At 69.9% G+C, this 19395-nt stretch carries 22 protein-coding genes; 6 read left to right on the plus strand and 16 right to left on the minus strand.

The annotated features are described in order from the left end of the window. Nucleotides 1–94 precede the first annotated feature (94 nt). From CUT44_RS14260 to CUT44_RS14270, 3 genes are all read left to right on the plus strand, one after another. Complete coding sequence (locus CUT44_RS14260; RefSeq protein WP_146252229.1) at nt 95–805, plus strand: hypothetical protein; 711 nt, start codon at nt 95–97, stop codon at nt 803–805. A gap of 155 nt (nt 806–960) precedes the next feature. Next, a complete protein-coding gene (locus CUT44_RS14265; protein ID WP_233221408.1) occupies nt 961–1725 on the plus strand; it encodes a ParA family protein in 765 nt (254 codons plus the stop codon). 59 nt (nt 1726–1784) lie between these two features. Next, on the plus strand, nt 1785–2576 hold the full coding sequence (locus CUT44_RS14270; protein ID WP_146252230.1) for a hypothetical protein: 792 nt from the start codon (nt 1785–1787) through the stop codon (nt 2574–2576). Nucleotides 2577–2714: 138 nt separating this feature from the next. On the opposite strand, the gene CUT44_RS14275 is transcribed toward CUT44_RS14270, so the two are convergent. The 16 genes from CUT44_RS14275 to CUT44_RS14360 form a co-directional block, all read right to left on the minus strand. Further along, nucleotides 2715–3176, minus strand: coding sequence for a Pycsar system effector family protein (locus tag CUT44_RS14275; RefSeq protein WP_100202346.1), 462 nt, complete (start codon nt 3174–3176; stop codon nt 2715–2717). After that, on the minus strand, nt 3173–3514 hold the full coding sequence (locus CUT44_RS14280) for a DUF7739 domain-containing protein (RefSeq protein ID WP_100202347.1): 342 nt from the start codon (nt 3512–3514) through the stop codon (nt 3173–3175). Before CUT44_RS14280 ends, CUT44_RS14275 begins: the two co-directional genes overlap by 4 nt. Nucleotides 3515–3531: 17 nt before the next feature. Continuing rightward, on the minus strand, nt 3532–4047 hold the full coding sequence (locus CUT44_RS14285; RefSeq protein ID WP_100202348.1) for a hypothetical protein: 516 nt from the start codon (nt 4045–4047) through the stop codon (nt 3532–3534). Between the two features lie 74 nt (nt 4048–4121). Then, entirely contained in the window at nt 4122–5519 is a 1398-nt protein-coding gene (locus tag CUT44_RS14290) for an FtsK/SpoIIIE domain-containing protein (protein WP_100202349.1), read from the minus strand. A gap of 2 nt (nt 5520–5521) precedes the next feature. Next, nucleotides 5522–6358, minus strand: coding sequence for a hypothetical protein (locus CUT44_RS14295; protein ID WP_100202350.1), 837 nt, complete (start codon nt 6356–6358; stop codon nt 5522–5524). Between the two features lie 68 nt (nt 6359–6426). Then, entirely contained in the window at nt 6427–6840 is a 414-nt protein-coding gene (locus CUT44_RS14300; protein WP_100202351.1) for a hypothetical protein, read from the minus strand. A 3-nt stretch (nt 6841–6843) separates the two neighbouring features. After that, entirely contained in the window at nt 6844–8775 is a 1932-nt protein-coding gene (locus CUT44_RS34520) for a hypothetical protein (RefSeq protein ID WP_100202352.1), read from the minus strand. 408 nt (nt 8776–9183) lie between these two features. Continuing rightward, nucleotides 9184–9405 carry a hypothetical protein gene (locus CUT44_RS14315; RefSeq protein ID WP_100202353.1) on the minus strand — a complete coding sequence of 74 codons (222 nt, stop codon included), beginning with the start codon at nt 9403–9405 and terminating at the stop codon, nt 9184–9186. 4 nt (nt 9406–9409) lie between these two features. Next, a complete protein-coding gene (locus CUT44_RS14320) occupies nt 9410–9862 on the minus strand; it encodes a hypothetical protein (RefSeq protein WP_100202354.1) in 453 nt (150 codons plus the stop codon). A gap of 66 nt (nt 9863–9928) precedes the next feature. After that, a complete protein-coding gene (locus CUT44_RS14325; RefSeq protein WP_100202355.1) occupies nt 9929–11785 on the minus strand; it encodes a coiled-coil domain-containing protein in 1857 nt (618 codons plus the stop codon). 61 nt (nt 11786–11846) lie between these two features. After that, nucleotides 11847–12203, minus strand: coding sequence for a hypothetical protein (locus tag CUT44_RS14330; protein WP_100202356.1), 357 nt, complete (start codon nt 12201–12203; stop codon nt 11847–11849). 134 nt (nt 12204–12337) lie between these two features. Beyond that, nucleotides 12338–12724: a hypothetical protein gene (locus CUT44_RS14335; RefSeq protein WP_100202357.1), complete on the minus strand. Its 387-nt coding sequence runs from the start codon at nt 12722–12724 to the stop codon at nt 12338–12340. A gap of 232 nt (nt 12725–12956) precedes the next feature. Beyond that, nucleotides 12957–13490: a DUF6197 family protein gene (locus CUT44_RS14340; RefSeq protein ID WP_100202358.1), complete on the minus strand. Its 534-nt coding sequence runs from the start codon at nt 13488–13490 to the stop codon at nt 12957–12959. A 98-nt stretch (nt 13491–13588) separates the two neighbouring features. Further along, entirely contained in the window at nt 13589–14002 is a 414-nt protein-coding gene (locus CUT44_RS14345; RefSeq protein ID WP_100202359.1) for a RapZ C-terminal domain-containing protein, read from the minus strand. A 417-nt stretch (nt 14003–14419) separates the two neighbouring features. Beyond that, entirely contained in the window at nt 14420–14689 is a 270-nt protein-coding gene (locus CUT44_RS14355; RefSeq protein WP_100202360.1) for a hypothetical protein, read from the minus strand. 634 nt (nt 14690–15323) lie between these two features. Continuing rightward, nucleotides 15324–15731 carry a sigma-70 RNA polymerase sigma factor region 4 domain-containing protein gene (locus CUT44_RS14360; RefSeq protein ID WP_146252231.1) on the minus strand — a complete coding sequence of 136 codons (408 nt, stop codon included), beginning with the start codon at nt 15729–15731 and terminating at the stop codon, nt 15324–15326. Between the two features lie 222 nt (nt 15732–15953). Here CUT44_RS14360 and CUT44_RS14365 point away from each other — a divergent pair, with 222 nt between their 5' ends. The 3 genes from CUT44_RS14365 to CUT44_RS14375 all read left to right on the plus strand — a co-directional run bounded on the left by CUT44_RS14365 (nt 15954) and on the right by CUT44_RS14375 (nt 19366). Beyond that, complete coding sequence (locus CUT44_RS14365; protein ID WP_100202362.1) at nt 15954–16706, plus strand: GntR family transcriptional regulator; 753 nt, start codon at nt 15954–15956, stop codon at nt 16704–16706. 11 nt (nt 16707–16717) lie between these two features. Next, a complete protein-coding gene (locus CUT44_RS14370) occupies nt 16718–17371 on the plus strand; it encodes an AAA family ATPase (protein ID WP_100202363.1) in 654 nt (217 codons plus the stop codon). Nucleotides 17372–18082: 711 nt separating this feature from the next. Further along, the gene (locus tag CUT44_RS14375) at nt 18083–19366 is read left to right on the plus strand and encodes a hypothetical protein (RefSeq protein ID WP_100202364.1); all 1284 of its coding nucleotides are present in this window, start codon (nt 18083–18085) and stop codon (nt 19364–19366) included. Nucleotides 19367–19395: the final 29 nt, after the last annotated feature.

Genomic DNA, 19395 nt, shown 5'->3' on the forward strand with positions numbered 1-19395 from the left:
CAGATACGCCGGGGAAGTCCGGCGGATGCGGCTGCGACACTCGTTTCGCGGTCGGCAGCAGTGCGCGCCTCAGTTATCTGGCTACATTTCCATCATGGCGAGCATGGCGAAGATGAAGTTTCACGTGGCGGTGACTGAGGAGTCCTTGAAGAGGCTCAACCAGCACGCCAGGAACGAGCGTGACCGCGAGGAGGCGTGGGTCAGCGAGCGCCGCCGGGAGCTGATCGTCCCAGGGCTGTCCCGGCGTGCGGCCGCAGCCATCCGCCGCGACATCCGGGCCCGGGTTGCCCGGATGCGACGGACCGGTGAGCTCGGCGGCACCCGGGATGACATCGTGACCCGCGCCGTCCGCGAGGAGTTGCGGGCCCGCGGCCTGGACCGCAAGTGGCCGAAGCCGCCGGAGGGTGAAGTCGACGCCCCGGGCCGTCGATGGGGCACTCCTCCCAGTCAGCCGATGGGCGAGGGCGGATACTCCCATCGCGTGTCGGTGAATCTGCCCTACAGTCTCGGCGAGGCTGTACGCCGCGCCGCGTACTGGACCAGCAAGGCCGCCGTGGAGGCCCTCCAGGAGTGGGCGGACCGCTGGGGTGACGGCGTCAATGTGGCCATGCGCGAGGCCGAACGTGACGGCATCCCGGCCGACCTCGCTCTCATGGCCGCCGTCGGCAATCTCTCGGCGCCCCAGTCTGCGCTGGAGATCAGGGACCGACTCCGGGCACAGGTCCTCACCACTGGAGACCTCATCCGCGCCGCCATCGACCGGATCGCCTATGGGGAGCAGGGCGAACTTCCCGAGGACCTGTGAACCTGGCGCCGCACCGGCTCCCCCCGGGAGCACAAAGGGGGTATTCGTACCCCTGGTGAGGTCATAGGCGGCACGGCGGGTGACGCCTTTCGGGGGGGTCTGGCAAGCTGTGGCTCGTCCGAGTACCCACCAGGGGAAGCCTACGGAGGTCTTTCATGTCCCCTGCCCAAACGACCGAAAAGCGCCGCGCAAGAGTCATCACCCTGATCCAGCAAAAGGGCGGGGCGGGAAAGTCCACCATCGCCGTGAACCTCGCCGCCGTCTCCGGCGAGAGCAACCCACCCGTGTCCTCCGACCCGGACGCACCGTGCCCGGTGGTCGCCGCGGGCATCGACCCCCAGGGCAGCCTGGAGGGGTGGGCTCGCAAGGTCCCCGAAGAGAGCCTGCCGTTCGACTACCTCGTCACCAAGGGGCGGCTGGGAGAGATTCCCAAGTTGCTCGAAGACCCTGATGTGCTGCGCGTCTACGTCGACACTCCGGGTTTCGTCGATCTGGACCCGGAGGCAGAGATCGACGATCCCGACCCGCTGGGCTCCGGCCCGGCCGGAGAGGCGATGCGTGAGGTTCTGGAGCTCACCGACCTCGCTCTGGTACCGATCGTCCCGGTCGAGACGCTGACGCATTCTCCTGCGGAGTTCACCATCGAACGCGTCCTGCGACCGCGGAACATCCCTTTCCGGGTTGTGATCAACAACTGGGACTCAGGAGCTGACCGCACCAAGGCCGATCTCGAAGAGATGCGCACGTGGTGCGAGGATCGCGGCTACCCGTACATGAGGCAGGCCGTCCGCCGCTACAAGCTGCACGCCAAGGCCCCCGACAGCGGGCTGACGGTGATCCAGTACCCCGAGAGCGGGACCGCGCTGCGCGGCCGCGAGGACTTCTACAAGCTGGCGCTCGCGGTGGAGGGGGTTCTCTAATGGGTCGGCAGCGAGGTGCCGCACCCAAGCCGCGGTACGAGCACAAGAGCGCGGTCGAGATGGCGCGAGCCCTCAAGCCGCTGCGCCGGCCGATCTCCGAGCAGCCAACCACGCTGACAGTGGAGGAGCAGGAGATTCTGGCCCAGTGCACCGCTGCGGTCGACACCCTTCAGTGGGCGTTCTGGCTGGCAGGTAAGGCGCTGGAGAGTATTCGTGAGGGGCGGCTCTACCGCGCCGAGACGACCTCGTTCGACGAGTTCGTATGGAAGCGCTGGGGCATGCGGAAGGCGTACGCCAACAAGCTGATCCAGACGTGGCGGATCGCAGAAGCCGTGTTCGAATTCCTGTCGAACGAAGTGGCTCCAATTGGAGCCACTTCCAGGAAGCCGAGCCCTCTCGCAGAGAAGGCCGAAGACGCCCTGCGCGCCCTGAACCAGGCGCAGGTGTGGGAACTGGTGCCAGTCGCCGACGCCTGGGATGTCGACACGGCAACACTCGTATTCCGCACTGCGATCGAGGTCGACGGGGTCCGGGTAACAGCCAAGGTCCTCAAGGGAGCTGTGGAAGCTCTCCCGAAGGAGGCCGACGCCGCAGAGATCGTCAAGCACGTCCGCTCTTACCTCACCTCCAGCAGCAGCGAGGAGGACGAGAACGGTCCGATCGACTTCACCGAGAAGGCTGAGCGGTCCGTGCCCTACAACTGGGTGCGGCGCCTGGCGAAGAGGGACGCGACTGCTGCGACCCGCTATCTCGACGCCCTGCAAGAACAGATCGACCGGTGTCGGGCCGAGTTGATCCCCCAGCAGCAACAACCGGAGCCTGAGACCGTCCAGGAACCTTCACTGGAATAGGGTCAAGCGACGACCGCCGCCTGACCCTCAACGCAAAAAGCGGGCCCCGTCCAAGAGGACGGGGCCCGCTTCGTGTCTGTCAGTTCACCTGCCGCTCAAGCCGTTTACCGTGCTGTTCTGCATCTACCGCGTGATCGGTTAAGTGATGAGAGCAGCGAGCAGCGCGGCGCCCAGGACGATGAGCGATACGGCAGTGATGATTCCGGCGATGCGCAGGCCCGCGTACTTACGGCGGGCGATCCGCGAGAGGTGGATGACGTGAGCAACACGGTCGCCGGGGGTCTGGAGATCCTTCACCAGCTCTCCGGGTGTGCACAGCGACCAGTAGAGGAAGCTGCCGCGGGCGGCACCCGCCAGGCGAGGGTGGACGACGAACAGCACGACGAGCATTGCGGCGATCAGGCCGACGGTGCCCGCGCCGACGAGAGTTGCGACGGCGGGGGGTAAGTCGCGCCCGGGTACCACGGCCACGAGCGCGGCGAGCGGCAGGGAGAAGCTGGTGAGCAGGACGCCGGATTTGGCGTCGGTCCTACTGATCTCGGCGAGGACGGTATTGGTGGCCGCATCCAGGCGGGCATCGAGGCTGTCGGGGTCGGTCATCGGATTCCTTCCGTGCCGATGGTCCAGACCCACGGCGCGGAGTCGGCGGCAGCGTTGGCGGCCGCGATGCCCAGGCGGGTGGCGAGGTCGCGGACCGGCTTCTTGAGACGGCGGCGGGCTGCGATACGGCGCAGCAGGATCGCGAGGAGCGCGGCCTGGTCGGCGTCTAGGGTGTGCTCGCACTGGCCGGCGTCGTCCAGGAGGGTGGTGAGCAATGGGTGGTCGTCGGCCGACAGGACACTGCGGGCGTACTGACCGAGTTCACGCAGTTGCTGGACGGCGATCGTGTCGACGCCGAAGAAGTCACTGCCGTGGCTGACGGTGACGTGCGTGCCCATGGGCAGGTTCCTTTCCGTCAACGGCGCCGGTTGTCGTTCTTGGTCTGCGCGATCAGTCCGGTGTTCTTGGTTCTGTGACTGCTGTTGTCCTGGTGGACGTCACCCGCGTAGTGCTGGTGGATCACGGGCGGGGTCGCCGCGGCGACTTCCTTGGCCTGCTTGAAGACCCGGGACAGGGCGCCGAGGAAGGCGACGGGTGCGAGGCAGATGATGCCGACGACGGCCGGGTTGACCTGGCCGACGGTCCACATCACCAGGGAGATGCCGCCGGAGATGGGCAGGGAGGTGACGCCGGCGGCGAGCATGATGCCGCTGACATCGGTGGCGCGCTGACTCATCGGCGGTCGGCCGGGCTGGGGGACTGGCGGAGCGGCGCCAACGACGGGGACGGGGTTGGGGTCGCGGTAAGAGGTCGGCACGACCGAATCGGGCCGATAGACGTTCTCGACGGCCTCGATGAGGCGGCGGGCCTCGGCGGTCGCCCGGTCCTCACTGTGGGGCAGAGACGGGGCGGGCTGGTGGTTGTGGGGCACGGTGCCTCCTTGGCGTCAGTCATGGCCAGGGCCCGGAGTCGACCTCCGGGCCCTGGCCGTGTGCGAGTGAGGGATCAGTCGTCTGCCGTGGGGGTGGGGATGATGCGCGCCGTTCCGTCGGGGCGGGCCAGCTGGCCCCGGTTGCGCAGGTTGCTGATGGTGGTGCGCAGGGTGCCGCGCCGGACCTCACGGCCGCCGTCGTCATTGAGGGTGGCGAGCAGCTCCATCTCGGTCATGCCGTCCGCCGGCAGGACCGCGAGGATCCGCTGGGCAGTCGTCATCGACGCCGCATCGGGTGTGGGGACCGCGTGGGGCGGCCCAACCTCGCCTTCCTCCTGGTCGCCACCCTGGGCCGCCTCGTACTCCTTGGCGGTCATGTACGCCTCCAGGTCGATCGCCTTACCGGGGGGTGCACCGTCGCCGTACAAGTCGAGGATCAGCGGGTCGTAGCCGGTACACGGGGCGACGGAGCCAACGACGTAGGTGCGGGCCATGCTGGTGGGTCTGGGCCCGGTCAGGTGGTAGAGCATGCCCTGACTGTTGACGTCGTCGTTGTCCTCGGTGGCCGTCTCGTTGAACCGGCGGATCCGCTGGACACGGCCGATGACCTTCGGGATCGGCTGGAGCGCCTCGCCGCGGGGGATCAGGCCGTCGCCGACGAGTTGCTGCATCATGCCGGACGACCAGCGCAGCAGAATCACTTCGCCTTCCTTGAGCATGGCCCGGAGGGTGTCGCTGCCGCCGAGTTCCTCCAAGTGCCCGGCCTGGGCGGCGATGACGATGCCGACGCCCACACTGCGGCCGGTGCGCCCCAACTCCTTGATGAGCATGGCGCCCTCGTCGCGGAACGGGGCGCCCTTCTCCAGCAGGCGGTTGGCCTCGTCGACGATGCCGTACGTCAGCGGGTCGGGGGCACCGATAACGAAACCCGAACGGCCCATCTCGGCGTACCGCGTCATGCGACGCTCGGCCTCAGCGACCAGGCCGCGCAGCATCAGGATCGTCTCGTACTGGGTGGTGACCCTGGTGGCGACCTGTCCGTTGGCCTCGGGGACGGACTGGCCCCTCTTCAGGTCGGCGAGGTGGACGACGATGCCGGAGCGTTTGGCTGCGACCAGGATCGCCTGGACGAGCCGGGACTTGCCCGCGCCTGTGGTGCCGAAGATTGCGCCGCGCTGCGCGTTGCCGGTCTTGGGGTCGAAAAGCCGGAAGCGCAGCGGCAGCCCGTCATAGTACGCACCCAGCGTGATCCAGCCACGCGCGTCCATCCGTAGGTCTTCCACACTGATGTCCCGCATGTCCATCAGCGGGTTGGAGGGGTAGATCCGCACGATGGCCTCGCGCCCCGCGCCCTGCTCGAAGATGACCCGCGAGCGGTCGTCCACGTTCAGCAGGTCGCACAACGCGTCGTGGTCGTAGCGGCGCACCCCGCCCGGCGGGGTGCGCAGGATGTGTTCCTTCACCTGCGGCATGGTCAGATCGGCTCCTTTCGCAGGTCGTAGGTGTTGGTCTCGATAAGTTCGACGCCCGGCATGGCCGTGGCGGCGATTTCCGCCCACGTCTCCTCGTCGGTCCCGGCGGCCTTCGCCTCGGGTTCGACAGGCTGCGGTCGGGGTCCGATGACCAGGAGTCGCACACCGGCGCCTCGGCCGGGGACGGGCCCGATCTCGATTAGGTCTTCGGACATGTCCAGGTACGCCGACAGGCGGGCGGTGGAGATCTCGGGCACGGGCATACCGTGCCGAGAGGAGCCGATGATGAGGGCCACGCACCGCTCGCTCACCTGCTGGTGCTCCAGGAGCACGGTGTCAGGGGCGATGCCGTCTTCGGTGGCGATCTCCTCGGCCCACCAGCGGGCTGCGGGACTGGCGTGCTCGGGCTGGTCGGGCACAGCGACCTCGGCCGTCTCGGCACCCTTCCCGTTCACCTCGGCGATCTCCTGGACGGTCGCCTCGCCGACGAGTTCACGGGCCACGAGCCCGGGCCGCAGCAGCCAGGTGGCGCCGGTCCACAATGCCACGGCGCCCGCCTGCACGAGCACGGACGTGACGCCGGCGGGCGCCAGACGCTCGCCGACCAGGACGGCCCCGCAGCCCGCGTGCGGCGCGGCGTAGACGGCGATGGCCGTGGCTTTCACCGATTCCGGTGCGCGCAGGATCTTGGCGTTCGTCGCCAGGCCCACACCGGCCGTGGCCACGGCAGCGAGAGCGCCCGGGAGGGTGAGGGAGTCGGTGAACAGGCCCCCGGTGAGAACCGCGGACCCGGTGATGGTGGCGACGCGTCCAGCTTGGGCGCGCACGCGAGCGAGCATGAAGGGGTACCTCCGGTCAGGACGGGGTGGGGCGGCCGGACCCTCGGGCCCGGCCGCCCCGCTGAGTGCTATCGGTTGCTGTAGTACGTCCGGTCGGCCACGGCGCCCGGCTTGGCCGTCATGGCTTCGTGTACGGGTCCGTAGTCGGCCTCGTGTTCCTCCTGGGCAGTCTGGAAGTCCGAGGCCATCTCGGCAGCCTCGGTGGCCAGGGCCTCGGCGTCGGCCAGGACACCGCGCATGACGGCCGCCGCGTCGTGGTGCACGCTGGTGACGGCCGGGTCCACGTTGAGGCCGGCGGCGGTGTCGGCGAGATGGTCGACCGACTTCGCGCATCCCTCGATGTAGTTGTAGGCGCCGCAGACGGCCTCGCTGAGCGACAGCATCGAAGCCGACGCGAAGGCCAGCCGAGCCACGACGACCGTGAAGGTGACACCGTCGGACAGGGTGTCGGCGACCTTGTCGCCGATGCGTGCGAGGTCCATGGGCTACTCCTGGTGGTAGGAGGCGTCGGCGGGTGCGGTGTGCCCCATGTCGCGGGTCACGTCGGCGGGGCGCTTGTCGTACTCAGCCGCGACCTGCCCGGCATGGGCGATGGCCTCCGAAGCGCGCGGCAAGCCCTGGGTAAGCGCTTCGGCCTTGGCCTCCACGACTCCGGCCCGCTCGATCAGGCGAGCGCACCAGCCGACGAGACGGCCGGGCACGGACTTGGCGACCAGCTCGGAGTGCAGCGACTCCAGCGAACTCACCAGGTCCTGACAGCGGTCGGCGACCACCCGGGCGTGCTCGGCCCCGAGAAGGATCTCCTCGGCCATGTCCTTGTCGGACTCGATGACGTCGTAGACCGTCAGCTCGGCATCGTTGAACTGGACGTTCTGCACTGCGGGCGCTCCGCCCATCGGCCGCGCTCCCTTCTGTTGTGCTGGTGCCGGACCGGGCGGCCCGGCGACGGTGGTGGTCGGCCCCGGCGGCGGTGAGCCGGCCGGAAGCCCCAAGCGGCCGCGGGTGATCGAGGCCGGGGCCTTCTTGGGCTTCTCCCGGTTCTGCCGGGTGAGCGTGACCGTGTAGGTGGCGGCCATCCCCGGCGGCGGCCGCAGCCACTCGCCGTTCGCGCGGGGCTCCTGCCGGGGCGGCGGCTGATGCTGGCGGTTGCGGCGGGACCGCGATCCAGGCCTGGGGCCCTTCTTCCTCTCGCTGTCTGCCGGGCCGCCACCCGCCGGGCCACTACTGCCCTTGCCCGCCGATGTGGACGTGGGGCCGACCCTCGGTTTCTTCCCCTTCCGCCAGAAGGCCCGCGCTCTCGCCGCTCCCGAGGACTTCTTCGGCTTCTTCAGGTCGACCTTCGGGGCGGCAGTGCTGCCGTCCGGCCCAGGGGAGGGCTTCGGCTTCTTCGGGTCGACCTTCGGGGCGGCGTCCGGCGTGGAGCCGGACCCGTCATCGGTCTTGCCCTTGCCGGACTTCTTCTCGGGCTTCTCGACCTTCCCGGCCTTGCTGATGACCGGCGGGGCGAGGCTCTCACGGCGGTTCTTGAGTCGGCGTCGGGCTTCCTCTCCAGTGGCCTGTGCCAGTGTGGTGCGGTCCGGCTCAGTGGCTGTGCCCTTCTCCTTCTTCTTCCGCTTGGCCTCGGCCCGAGCCTCGCGCGCCGCTTCCTTGCGCTTGGCCTTCGCTTCCAGGCGCCCGTTGCGGATCTTGTCCTTCACTGCCTGCCGGGCGTCCCGTGCGTTGTTCTTCCTCGCGCGGGACGCGTCCCGCTCCTTGGCCCGGCCCTCCAGCCGGGCCGCCTGCCGGTCCGCACGCCGCTGGTCCTTTGCGCCCTGGCGGGCTGCGGCCCGCTCCTGACGGCCGCGGGCCCGCTCCAGGGCCGGGCTGGAGGCGCTGGAGCGGGGTGACTTGCCACCGGAGGGTGTCGTGGTCCCCAACCCGGAGCTGTTCTTGCCGCCCTTGTCCGCACGGCTGTTCTTGCCCGGGCTGGTGGATCCGGCGGCTGAGGTGCCCTTGCTGCCTCCGGTCGAACCGTTACTGGTCGGCGCCTTGCCGCCCCGCCCCGATGTGCCTAGGCCGGATCCGCCTCCGGCAGCCCTGCTGCCCGACGGTCCGGAGCTCGCTGCCCCGCTTCCCTTGGCCCCGTGCGAACCGCTTCCGAACGTTCCGCTCTTGGTGCGGGCCTGCGTCGCACTGTCGTGGATTTTCTGTAGGGCGGCCTTGTGCTCGGCCCGGGCCCGGATCTTCTCGGCCCTGGCCTTGGCGGCGGCCTCGCGGACGGGGGCGGTGTCCTGGAAGCGCTGCCGACGATCTTCCAGCCACTGGTTCATGCCGCGCAGGGCCGCGACCGCAATGCCGATGGCGACCACCATCGTGTTCCGGGCCCCGTCCCGGCCGGACGTGCCACCGCTGTCGCCGGTGCCCTCTGACCGCAGCACGGCCGGGACCTCCGGTGACCAGGCGCCGGGCAGGGCCGGTACCGGCAGAGGCGGGGCGGCCGGCGCGGGAACGACGAGCGTCGGGTGGGACGGCCCTTCGTCCGTGGCCGCCGGTGCGGGGTCCGCGTCGGCGGCCACGGCGGGTTCCGGTGGTGCCGGTGGAGCCGCAGGCGGCGGTGGCGGTGGCAGCGGAGGCGGAGGCGGGGGCGGAGGGGCCCCCGTCGTCGGCCGGAACGGGATCACCCGGCCTTCGTCGTCGCTCATGCTCCCTCCAAGGGGGTTGACAGACTGTGACCGCCTCGCGTACGCGCGCGCGTGCCCGCGCGCCCGTGTGCCCGCGCGTCCGCATTACGCGCGTGCGAGGCGGTCACAGCCCGGTTTGAACGGTGGATTGATTGACCCGCGCCGTTACGCTTCGTAGCGACCGACCCAGGCGGCGACAGCGCGAGAGAGGTCGTTCCACGCCTCAAGGTCGCCGTTCCTCTCGCGGTCCGCGGCGACCGCGCGGGCCCGCTCGATCCAGGACTCGGCCAGACCGCGCGGGCCGCGCTTCGCCCGCTCCTTCTGGCGCTCCTCGAAGTGCGCCAGGCGGTTGGCCGCCCTGCGTTCTGCCTTGGTCTGGGCGGCCATCGGGTCAGGCCCCCTTCCTCAGCCCGTTGAAGACGTCTCCGAACTGGGCTTTCTTGTCCGGCGCGGTCTCCTCACCGGCCGGCGAGGACTCGATCGCCTGCCGCTGCCCGCCCTTGGCCAGCTCCTTCCGGAGGCGCTTCTCGGCGCGCTTGCCCGGCAGCTCCTCGTACGACCGCTGGTAGCGGGCGTTGAAGCTGATCAGGTCGAGCAGAGCGCGCTCCACGTCGTCGGCGGCCTTGAACAGCGGCCGGGTGACGTGCCAGGCCCGCAGGCGGGCCTGGCCGGGAAAGTCGCCTTCGATGGCGTCGAGCTCCTTGACCTCGGCTTCCATCTCGCGCGACAGGCGGCGCAGGTCGTCCACGATCGGCTGGAGCTGCGCACGGCGCTGCTCCAGGTGGATCGCCCGGTCGGTTCGTGATCGCAGGTGATCAGGGGTCCACTTGTCGTCGGTGCTCATGGGTGTCCTCTCAACTGGTGTACGCAGGGGAGGGAAGGGGGCGGGCCAGGCCCGGGCCGTACCGCATCACCGGACGGCGCGGATCTGGTTGCGGACCCACTCGGGGTCCAGGCCGCCGAACTCGGTGGCCAGAGCGGTAGGCGAGGGAGTCTCACCGGCCCGCAGGATCTCGGCGGCGCGGCCCCGGACAGCCGCGCGCTGTTCAGCGGTGGGCTTACCGCCGCCGGACCGACCGGCTTTACCGGTGCGCTGACGGCCCCGGCTACCGCCCGGGTTACCGGTACCGGTGGCGGCGGCTTTACCGGTACCGGTGGGCCCGGAGCTACCGCCCGACTTACCGCTACCGGTAGATGTGGAGTTACCGCCCGAGCCACCGGTACCGGTACCGCCCCGGTTACCGGTACCGCCGCCGGTTGCGTTACCGGTACCGCCGCCGGAGGGTGCGGTGCCTCCGGCGCCGTCCGGGGTGCCGGTTGCGGGCACCGGTGCGGTATCGGCGTGGTCACTGTCCAGCAGTCGGTGGACGCGCCAGATGATGACCACGAACGTGAGGACGACCACGGTGGTCAGACCGAGGATGATCGCGCTCCCGTGCGGGTTGGTCGGGTCGTGGACGCCGCCGCGCTCGGCGAGGTGGTAGGCCAAGTTGGAAGCCGCCATGATCGACAGAGCAGGGCGAACGTCGGACTTCTTCTTGAAGGCCACCACCGCATAGATGTCGACCGACAGCGGGAACAGCGGCGCCACGTACTCGTGGAAGCCCACCAGACGGGCGAGTTCGTACTCGCCGCTGGCGGCGAGCCCGACGCCGGCGGCCAGCGCGATCCACGGGGCGCCGCGCCAGGCCCGGCCGCTGATCCCCTTGCGCCGCGCCGACCGGCGGGCCGCGGCCCGCGCGTCGGCCAGGTGCTGCTCCGCGGCGGCCTCGTCCTTCCGGGCCTTGGCCAGAGCGGTATTGGCCTCACCCAGTAAAGCCGACTTCTCCCGCTCGGCGTCGGCCAGGATCACCTGGGCCTGCCTGCGGGCCGCCGCCTCCGCGTTCCGCCGCAGCTCCGCCAGTTCCTCGGCGAGCCGGTCGCGCTGCGCCTGGCGCTCCCGTTCGTGGGACGCGCGCAGTTCGCGGAAATCCTCCTCAATCTCTGCCCGGGCCTCCTCGGTCTCCTCGCGGTGCCGGGCCAGCTCGGCGTCGATCTCGGCTCGCCGCGCGACGAGCTCCTGGTCCAGGTCCAGCCGCGCCCGACGGCGGACCAGATCGAGTTCGGAGTCGAGCGCGGCCCGGGCTGCCGTGATCTCGCCCGCCCTCTCCTGGGCCTCGGCGACGATCTGCGCGGCGTCTGCGAGTGCCTTGCGGTAGGCGGCCTCCGCCGAGGTCCGGCGCAGGTCCACCAGTGCGGTGGCCCGCTCCTGAGCCTCGGCGAGCACCGCGCTCACCCTCTGCTCGGCCTCGGCGAGCAGCTGCCCGGCCCGGGCCTCGGCGGCCGCGATGGCCTCCTCCGCCGCCTGGAGTGCTTCCGCCCGCGCGGACTCGATGATGGTCTGCGCCTCGCCTCGGGCGTCGGCGCGGACGGCGTCCGCGTCCGCCTCGGCCAGGTGCAGCCGCCTCACTGCTTCGTCGGCGACCTCGACCAGGACGCGCCGGGCGTCGGCGGCCGCCGCCCGGCGGATCCGGCGGGCCTGGTCTTCGGCATCTTGGAGCAGGCCCGCCGCCTCCTGGGCCCCGTCCCATCGGGCGGTGTCGAGAATGTCGACGGAGCGGTCACGCAGGTCTGCGGCCCGGACATCGGCCGCCTCCCGTGCCTCCGTGCTCGGCGGCGCAGTCGCCGCACCGGCCGGGCCGCGCGGCGGCGGGGTCGTCGTGGTCTTCGTCGGCGGCTTGCGGGCCGCCGACTTCCGAGTCTTGCGGGTGGCTGTACGGGCCGCCACACCAACCTCCTTTCATGCAGGTGGCCGCCTTTCGGCGGCCACCACGGTGTTCCTCGGTCCGTCAGCCCCGTACGAGGCGAGCGGCCTTCCGGCCAACGGAGTTGACCGCGTTCGAGACCCAGTCGAAGGCCAGGCCGATGTGCTCGGCCAGCGCCTGGTCACCGACCTGCCTGCACGCGGTCTCGGCGTTCGAGCAGCGCTCGTCCAGCCGGTCCATGACCTTGTTCAGTCGCTTCGAGACCTTGTTCTGCGCCGCCCACAGCAGCTCCCCGAGGGCGTAGAACGGCATCACCGCTCCGGTCCACATCAGCAGCGTCAGCCGCAGCCGCAGCCGCAGCCGGGCCAGCGGGCTGGGGGTGTTCGCGGCCACGAGCAGGTCGTAGAGGACATCGAAGTCCTCCCCGGACCAGCTCTCCATCGGCCCGTGCTGCCTGTGGAAGTTTCGAATGGCCCTCTTCGGCCTTTTCAGCAGGGCGTTCATGCGCCGTACTGGTGTTGCGACCGGCGGTTGGTTTCTTCGGCCTTGCGGGCGATCGGCCGCTTCCTCGGGGGTCACAGCAGGTTGGTGGGATCGGCGGTGGCGGTGCCGGTCAGCACGGCCAGCTCCTCGGGGGTCACCCACTCCTGCGGGATGACCACTCGCAGGGTGACCGTCCCCTGGCACATCGAGCCGGTCACGACGAGTTGACCGTTGGGCAGCTGACCCGGCCGGGCGTCGTCGATCTCCTCCAGCAGCGCCGGCAGGACCTTCACCGCGTCCGCGGTGACCGTGATCGTGGCGACGATGCGCGAGGGCGCCACCTCGAAGGCGATCCTCACTCCGAGGCGGGCCAGGCTCTGGACCGACTCGAAGAGGGGGAAGACGTCGGCGACCGCGTCCTGAACGTCCTCGGCGATCCCGGAGGGCGACAGGGGCAGGCGGGGGGGCATGATGGTCATGCGGATCAGCTCCTAGCTGTTGGGATCCGTGGACCCCCGGCACACAGGGCGCTGCAACGCCGTGCCGGGGGTCGCGCCATACCAAGGACGGCGCGGTGAGTGAGTGGGGACTCGAACCCCTCCCCCGCCTGGCGTGGGGGCCGCTCCTGGGCTCACTCGAACAGGTGTCGGGCTGTTGCAGTTCCCGTCCCTGCCCGGCGCTGCGGGGTGCCGGGCAGGGACGGGCAGCAGGTCAGGCCACGGCGGGGCCGTGGGTGCGGGCGAAGGCCGCGGCCTCGGTCAGCACCTCGCAGATCTCCTCGTAGGTGCGGCCGCGCTTGCCGGACCAGGCGATCAGGCTCGGGTAGCGGGCGCCGGTCCGCAGCCGCAGGACCGCCTCGATGCAGCGGCCGGCCACGGTCTCGGTGTCGGCGTCGCCGTCGGCGGTGCGGCTGACCGCGTCCAGCGCCCCGTTCAGGGTCGGCGGGGCCGGGGTCCAGGACATCTCCTCGACCACGGCGCGGATCAGGCCCAGCAGCAGGCGCTTGACCGTCCAGGACTCGTCGGCGCCCGCCAGCGGGTGGGTGCCGTCCTCGGTCTCCTCCTCGTCGGAGCCGGAGCCGACGGTGCGGCTCCAGCCGCGCTTGTCCAGCAGCGACCGGACGGCCTCCAGGTGGTGCGCGGCGTCGGCGCCGGGCACGACCTCGCCGGATCGGCCGCGCCAGTCGAGACTGGCGGCGATCTCCTCGGCGGTCGGCAGGGTGGTGGTGTCGGTCTGAACCGTCATGGTGTTCTCCTCGGGTCGGTGCGGATGGGCCGGGGCTGTCCCGGCTCCCCACCCCCGCCCGGCACCGCAGGGGTGGCGGGCGGGGCCTGGGCAACCGATCAGCGGGCGATGACGGACCGCTCGATATCGCGGTCGATGACGGTCACGGCCTGCCAGTCGTGGGCGAGCCGCAGCGCGCGAGCAACAGCCAGCGCCACGGTCGGGGCGCGGTGCCGGCCGCCGGTGCAGCCGACCGCGACGGTGACCAGCTCAGTGGTCGGCCCGGCCTGGTAGGCGCGCACGGCCGCGGCCGTCGCCTCCACCAGTTCGGAGATGCCGGGCGTGGACAGCACCGCGTCGCGCACCTCCTGGTCCCGTGCGGTCATGTGCCGCAGCTCGGGGGCCACGTGAGGGTCACGGAAGTGCGTCCGCAGGTCCAGCACCAGGTGGGCGCGGGGGATACGGAGGCCGCCCCGGCAGTGGCCGTAGCCGAAGGACGTGATCCGCACCGGCGGCGCGGTGGACTCAGCCATGGATTCCCTTCTGGGTGGTGGGTGATGGGTGGAGGTCGCGCACCCGGTGGCCGGCCTCCCACGCTCTGGCGGCCGCCGTGGCGGCGGCCGCCAGCAGCGCGCGGGCCAGCGGGTGCCGGGTGCCGTAACGGGCTGCCGCCCGCGCCGCGTACTGCTGAGCGGCGCGGGCGGCGGCTATGCCGGAGATCAGAACTCCGGGACAGCGGAGGGGTGCGGGCGGGCCGGGGTCGGCTGTTCACCGCGGCCGTCCCGCTCGTGCGGAGTCGGCCGCATCGGCAACTTGGGCTTGGGCATGCGGGCGTTCCCCCTTTCAGTGCTGGATCGGGCAGCGGGTGAGGGAGTCGTCGACGACGGTGCCGCAGATCCAGCACTTCCAGCCGAGGGTCACGATGCGGTGCAGCGAGCGGCGGATGCTGGTCATCGGGCGCCCTCCGAGACGGCCTGGTCGGTGCAGCGGCACCGCCACCAGCCGCACAGCGGGCACGCGTCGTCGGCGGCCGCGGCGAGGCGGGCCCGCATCTGGGCGACCGTGCGCGGGGCACGCCGCTCGGCCGGGATGCGGACGTCGGCCTCACGGACCCGGCGCAGCAGTTCGGCGCCCAGCCGTCGATGGTTGTCCTCGTGCTCCAGGTCCTGGATGAGGCCCGCCTGCGGGCGGGCGGGGCCGCGTGTCAGGATGACGGTCACAGGTAGTCCCTTCGATTGGTGCCTGTGCCGCGCCGCCCAGGGCTTAGGCCCCCTGGGCGGCGCACCTATTGGTTGGTGCGGGGCGTCCTGAGCCCCACGCGCGCCACCACCCACCACAGCCGTAGAAGCAGCGGATGGAGTTGGTGGCGACGTGCAGTACAGGACTGCGTGACGCGGTCTCTGCCACCGCGCCTGCCTGGGCTTTTGCGGGAGCCCAAGGTTCCCGCCGGTCGTGCACATGGGCCCCTCGCTCCGACACCGATCCGGTGTGCCGAAGGTCGTCGAAGGCGGCCAAGAAGCCAGCCATGTCGTTCCCAGTTCTTGCTGTGCTCCGCCCGTGACGGCGGTTCGCCGACACCCCTCGCTGTGACCCGGGGGTGCGTAGGTCCAGGGGTCTCTGGTGTCCCTGCGTGACCTCCCGGGTTCCGGCCCGGGGCCTTTTATGGGTGTGTCTCAAAGAGCGGCCGCTTCCGGTCGGCTCCTGCGGCATTGGGCCGGTATTCAGGAGTCGCCGGGCGGTTGATCTCGGTGGGGTCCGGTCCTGGCCGGTCCCTGGCCTCCACGTCCCGCCGGTGGTGCGGAGCGGTACGTGGGGGCCAGGCAGAGCCAGGCGCGCAGAAGGGAAGCGGGAGGGTCAGGCCACGAGCACGGCCGGGATGGCGGAGGCGCGGCCGTCGTCGGCCAGCTCGGTGGCTGCTAGGCGCAGGAGCGCGGCCTGGCCCTGGCTGGCGAGGACCTGGTGCCAGCGGGCGGGCCAGGTGTGCGCGGGTCCGAGGGCCTGGGCGAGCGCGGCCCAGTCAGTGCCGTACTCAGGGACGGACGGGGTGAGGTGGCGGCGGATCACCGTCCGTGCGGTGGCTGCGAGCCACGTCGGCAGCCCCGACTCCTCAGTGCCGGTGACGGCGAGGTTGGCGTGCGCGAGAGCGTACTCCCAGGTGTCCTGCGCCAAGTCTTCGACCTCGGACCAGTGGTAGGCCGGCACCCGGTCGGCGACGTACGCCAGCAGCCGGTCCTGGTAGCTCTCATACGCAGTGGCCAGCATCTCCATCGGGTCAACCGGGGACGGTTTTGCCAGCGAGAGGGCAGACACAGGGATCTCCATTCGTCTCAAGGCTCGGTCAACGGCCCAGCCGGTGCAGCTTTGGCATGTTCTTCGCCGCGCGTGTTCCTCGTCTCACCCGGCGTTGTAGACCCAGGGAATCCTAGGGCACCCTAGGATGTCAAGCGGTACAGTGAGAACCAGACGGAGGAGTGAGGGAGTGAGATGGCAGACAGGGCCGACAACCGCCCGCCGTACATCCGCATCGCGGGTCACTACCGCGATCTGATCGCGTCCGGGGAGCTGGGGCCGGGGAAGCTGCTGCCGAGCATCAAGTCCCTCGCCCGGGAGTGGGAGGTCAGCAACGCGACGGCAGAGAAAGCCGTCGGGCAACTACGCAGCGAAGGCCTCGTCAGAGGGATTCATGGCGTCGGCACTGAGGTGATCGGCCAGCCTGTCTCGCTGTCCTCAGGGACACAACGTTTGGAACGGGGGCACCACACCGGCTCCTCGTGGGGAGCCGGCGAACGATCCGACTCGCACACTGCGGCTGTCGTCGCTGCGCCAAAAGAGGTGGCGAGCGCTCTGGGTCTTCATCCCGGCGACAAGGTGATCCGCAGAACCCGGGTCTACCGGGACAGGCATGGCATCGTCGCGCACTCCACCTCATGGATTCCAGGTGAATTCGCTCAGATGCTCCCTGAGCTAGTGCGTGGCGAGCGACTGCAAGGCGGCACCTCGCTCGACCTGATCGCCCGAGAGACCGGCCGTCAAGTCGCGATCCGCATGGACGAAACCTCGGCCAGGATCGCTACCAAGGAAGACCTCCAGCTTCTCGGCCTGGAGTCTTCCACGGTTGCCGCCATTCTGGTCCTCTCGGCGAAGTTCCTCGACGCCAACCAGCGTCCGCTGGAGTACGGCGTGGACCTCGGCGCTCCCGGCCGAACACGGGTGGAGACGTCGGAGACGATTCTGTGAGACGACCTGAGATGAACACAGCAGATGACTGCCTGGCCACCAAGCAGCCGACCACACGCGCTCCCCACTGCGTCCTGATGGCTGCCATGCCCGGTTCCGGCAAAACTCAGCTTGCCCAGGCCCTCGCCGCCCATGGAATGGTTCGGCTCTGCCCAGATGAGGAGATGTTCCGCAGGCACGGCCGATACGGCGTCGATTTCCCCCGCGGCCAGTTCCGTGTCAGGGAACGTCCCATTTTGGATGACTTGGCCGTCGATCTTCGCAACACCCTGTCCAGCGGCAAGGACGTCGTCTTCGATCACGGGTTCTGGACTCCAGCCGAACGCGCAGAGTGGCGGACGATCATCCTCTCTGCCGGAGGCGTTCCGATGCTGGTGCACCTGCCTGTGCCGCATGACGTGCGATGGTCTCGAATCCGCGAACGGAACCGAAACTTCCACACTGACCCGAACGCGATCTACTTCAGTGAGGAAGACTTGCGACGCTTCGCCACTCGCTTCGTTCCTCCAGGTGAAGACGAGCCCCACCTCGTCTACGACGGCAATCCGGGAACCGTGATCTCCGCCATGCAGTCTGGGCAGGACGGGCGCCCGTCAGTCCAGCCAGAGGAGCTGCAACGAGCAGGGCGAACGTGCCTCGGTGTGCCAAACGACACTCCGGAGTGAGGGATGTACCCGTAGATCACGCCAAAGAGAGAGAATGCGGCCTGTGTAACAGCAGGCTTTCGGACCTGCCGGTCGCGGCTGCTGATCGCTACGATCTACGCCGCGACAATCCGAGTAACCGCGTCCGCGCGGTGAAGCCCACGGAACCGAGAGGCGCAAGCGTGAAGTCCACCCCGTACATGCTCCCCCTGCCTGGCTCTCAGCTGCCAGCCGCAGTGCTCAACCCGATGCCGCTTCGCCCCGGCTCGCCGGGAACGCGTTCTCCAGAGGGGCAGCGACAAGGCGGGATCCTTGCGTGCCGCTTGCAGAAGTTTCGCCGCACGGTCTTCGACTCACTCACCAGAGACATAGCGAGCTCCGTGCCTGGCCCCGCCCCGTGAAAAAGCGATGGCCGCCCTGCCTGCCAGCAGAAACGGCCATCTTGCTTCGACTCCCGCCTCCACAGCTTGAGTCGTAGGTCGGCGTGACGCCGGTGCCCGAGCCCTGCCAGGCCCGAGGTCACCACCCCAGGATAAAGCGAGCAGCGGCCCGCACGCAGCAGCGTGCCCCAGGTCACGCGTCTCTTTTCCGTCACTTGCCGGTCTGCGACTCCCCAAACCCCCAGGGGAGAACCCGGAAAATGTTCCAGATCCACCCGACGACACACAGCGTCGCGGCGCCGAACCTCTCGGTCGCGACCGCCGCGAGCTCCGCCGCCAAGGCGGTGGCGCTGTGAAACGCCCACAGAAGACCTTGGCCGCTGCCGCCGCGCCGGACGGCGACGAACTGTTCGAGTTCTCCGGCACCATCACCGACTACTGGTCGTACACCCAGGTTCGCGACTACGTGATGCTGATGCCGGGGATGACCCACACCGCGTACCGGCTCTACAGCCTGCTGCGGTCGATGATGGTCGAGGCCTCCCGCCGGCCGCGGAGCGGCATGCGCCGCATGACGATCGACCAACTGTGCTGGCTGCTGCCCGGCCCGAATGACAAGCCCATGAGCGTCTCGGCCATGTACGAGGTCTTGAAGGCACTGGAAAAGCTTAACCTGGTCGTCCCCAAGGACACGGTGGAAGTCGCGGGCATCGCCAAGCTCAAGGGCAAGGAGCGGGCCGCCAAGGGCATCGTCCGGGGCTTCACCGTCAACGACCTACCGCCCGACGCCGTCCACACTGGCTGGCGCAACGCCTGGGACAAGCTCGACGCCTACCGGCCCGACTGGCGGGAGAACCCGCCACAGCCGCCCACCCACCTCACCGAGACCGAGACACTCCCCAATGGGCAGGTCCAGGCCCGGGTGCGGCTGGTCGACGACGACGGGCAGCCGTTCCAGAAAACTGGAACGCCGCAGGTCACGGCTGACGAGGACCCCGCATTCCAGAAAACTGGAACGCCAGACCAGAAAACTGGAACGCCAGACCAGAAAACTGGAACGGATCTCCCCCTGACCAGCGAAAACGATCACCCTCTAAGAAGCTCTCTCGAAGAAGCCTCTCCCTCTTCCGCACCAGGTGCCCCAACGGACCCTTCCGTCACGGCTAAGGCTGAGACGGGAAGAGGAGAGGAGACTTCGGCTTCGCCGGAGAACGGCACCGCCCCCTCGGCTGCCGCCGAGGAACCGGACACCCACGACGACGTGCGAGTGGCGGAGGCCTGGATCGCGGCTCGTCAGCGGCACGGCCACGGTGTCCCGGCCCGAGGGCGGGTGGCGATGGTCCGCGACGCTGCCCAGCTGCTCGCCGACGGTATCGACGTGGAGCACCTGATCGCCGCGGCCGCCGACATGGGCAGACGGGCCAACTGGTACAGCCTGCCCCGCCACCTGGAGCGGTTCATCCCGCCGCAGACCTCGGTGCCCAGCCAGCGCCCCGCGCTACCGCCGTGGTGCGGGAAGTGCAACGACGGGATGGAACCCGCACAGCCTGGCCACCGTCTGCGCGAAACGGACGACGGTCGGTTGGTCAAGTGCGAGTGTCACCCCAGCTACGGCAAGACGCCGGTGCTGACCTAAGCCCCTCCGCAGCAAGAAGGTGGCAGGGG

The sequence above is a fragment of the Streptomyces carminius genome, from assembly GCF_002794255.1.
Lineage (GTDB): Bacteria > Actinomycetota > Actinomycetes > Streptomycetales > Streptomycetaceae > Streptomyces > Streptomyces carminius.

Excerpts from the sequence above, each read along its gene's own strand:
- CUT44_RS14260 (WP_146252229.1), top strand. The coding sequence starts at position 95 with ATGGCGAGCATGGCGAAGATGAAGTTTCACGTGGCGGTGACTGAGGAG.
- CUT44_RS14265 (WP_233221408.1), top strand. The coding sequence starts at position 961 with ATGTCCCCTGCCCAAACGACCGAAAAGCGCCGCGCAAGAGTCATCACC.
- CUT44_RS14270 (WP_146252230.1), top strand. The coding sequence starts at position 1,785 with ATGGCGCGAGCCCTCAAGCCGCTGCGCCGGCCGATCTCCGAGCAGCCA.
- CUT44_RS14275 (WP_100202346.1), bottom strand. The coding sequence starts at position 3,176 with ATGACCGACCCCGACAGCCTCGATGCCCGCCTGGATGCGGCCACCAAT.
- CUT44_RS14280 (WP_100202347.1), bottom strand. The coding sequence starts at position 3,514 with ATGGGCACGCACGTCACCGTCAGCCACGGCAGTGACTTCTTCGGCGTC.
- CUT44_RS14290 (WP_100202349.1), bottom strand. The coding sequence starts at position 5,519 with ATGCCGCAGGTGAAGGAACACATCCTGCGCACCCCGCCGGGCGGGGTG.
- CUT44_RS14295 (WP_100202350.1), bottom strand. The coding sequence starts at position 6,358 with ATGCTCGCTCGCGTGCGCGCCCAAGCTGGACGCGTCGCCACCATCACC.
- CUT44_RS14300 (WP_100202351.1), bottom strand. The coding sequence starts at position 6,840 with ATGGACCTCGCACGCATCGGCGACAAGGTCGCCGACACCCTGTCCGAC.
- CUT44_RS14315 (WP_100202353.1), bottom strand. The coding sequence starts at position 9,405 with ATGGCCGCCCAGACCAAGGCAGAACGCAGGGCGGCCAACCGCCTGGCG.
- CUT44_RS14320 (WP_100202354.1), bottom strand. The coding sequence starts at position 9,862 with ATGAGCACCGACGACAAGTGGACCCCTGATCACCTGCGATCACGAACC.
- CUT44_RS14330 (WP_100202356.1), bottom strand. The coding sequence starts at position 12,203 with ATGGAGAGCTGGTCCGGGGAGGACTTCGATGTCCTCTACGACCTGCTC.
- CUT44_RS14335 (WP_100202357.1), bottom strand. The coding sequence starts at position 12,724 with ATGACCATCATGCCCCCCCGCCTGCCCCTGTCGCCCTCCGGGATCGCC.
- CUT44_RS14340 (WP_100202358.1), bottom strand. The coding sequence starts at position 13,490 with ATGACGGTTCAGACCGACACCACCACCCTGCCGACCGCCGAGGAGATC.
- CUT44_RS14345 (WP_100202359.1), bottom strand. The coding sequence starts at position 14,002 with ATGGCTGAGTCCACCGCGCCGCCGGTGCGGATCACGTCCTTCGGCTAC.
- CUT44_RS14360 (WP_146252231.1), bottom strand. The coding sequence starts at position 15,731 with ATGCTGGCCACTGCGTATGAGAGCTACCAGGACCGGCTGCTGGCGTAC.
- CUT44_RS14365 (WP_100202362.1), top strand. The coding sequence starts at position 15,954 with ATGGCAGACAGGGCCGACAACCGCCCGCCGTACATCCGCATCGCGGGT.
- CUT44_RS14370 (WP_100202363.1), top strand. The coding sequence starts at position 16,718 with ATGAACACAGCAGATGACTGCCTGGCCACCAAGCAGCCGACCACACGC.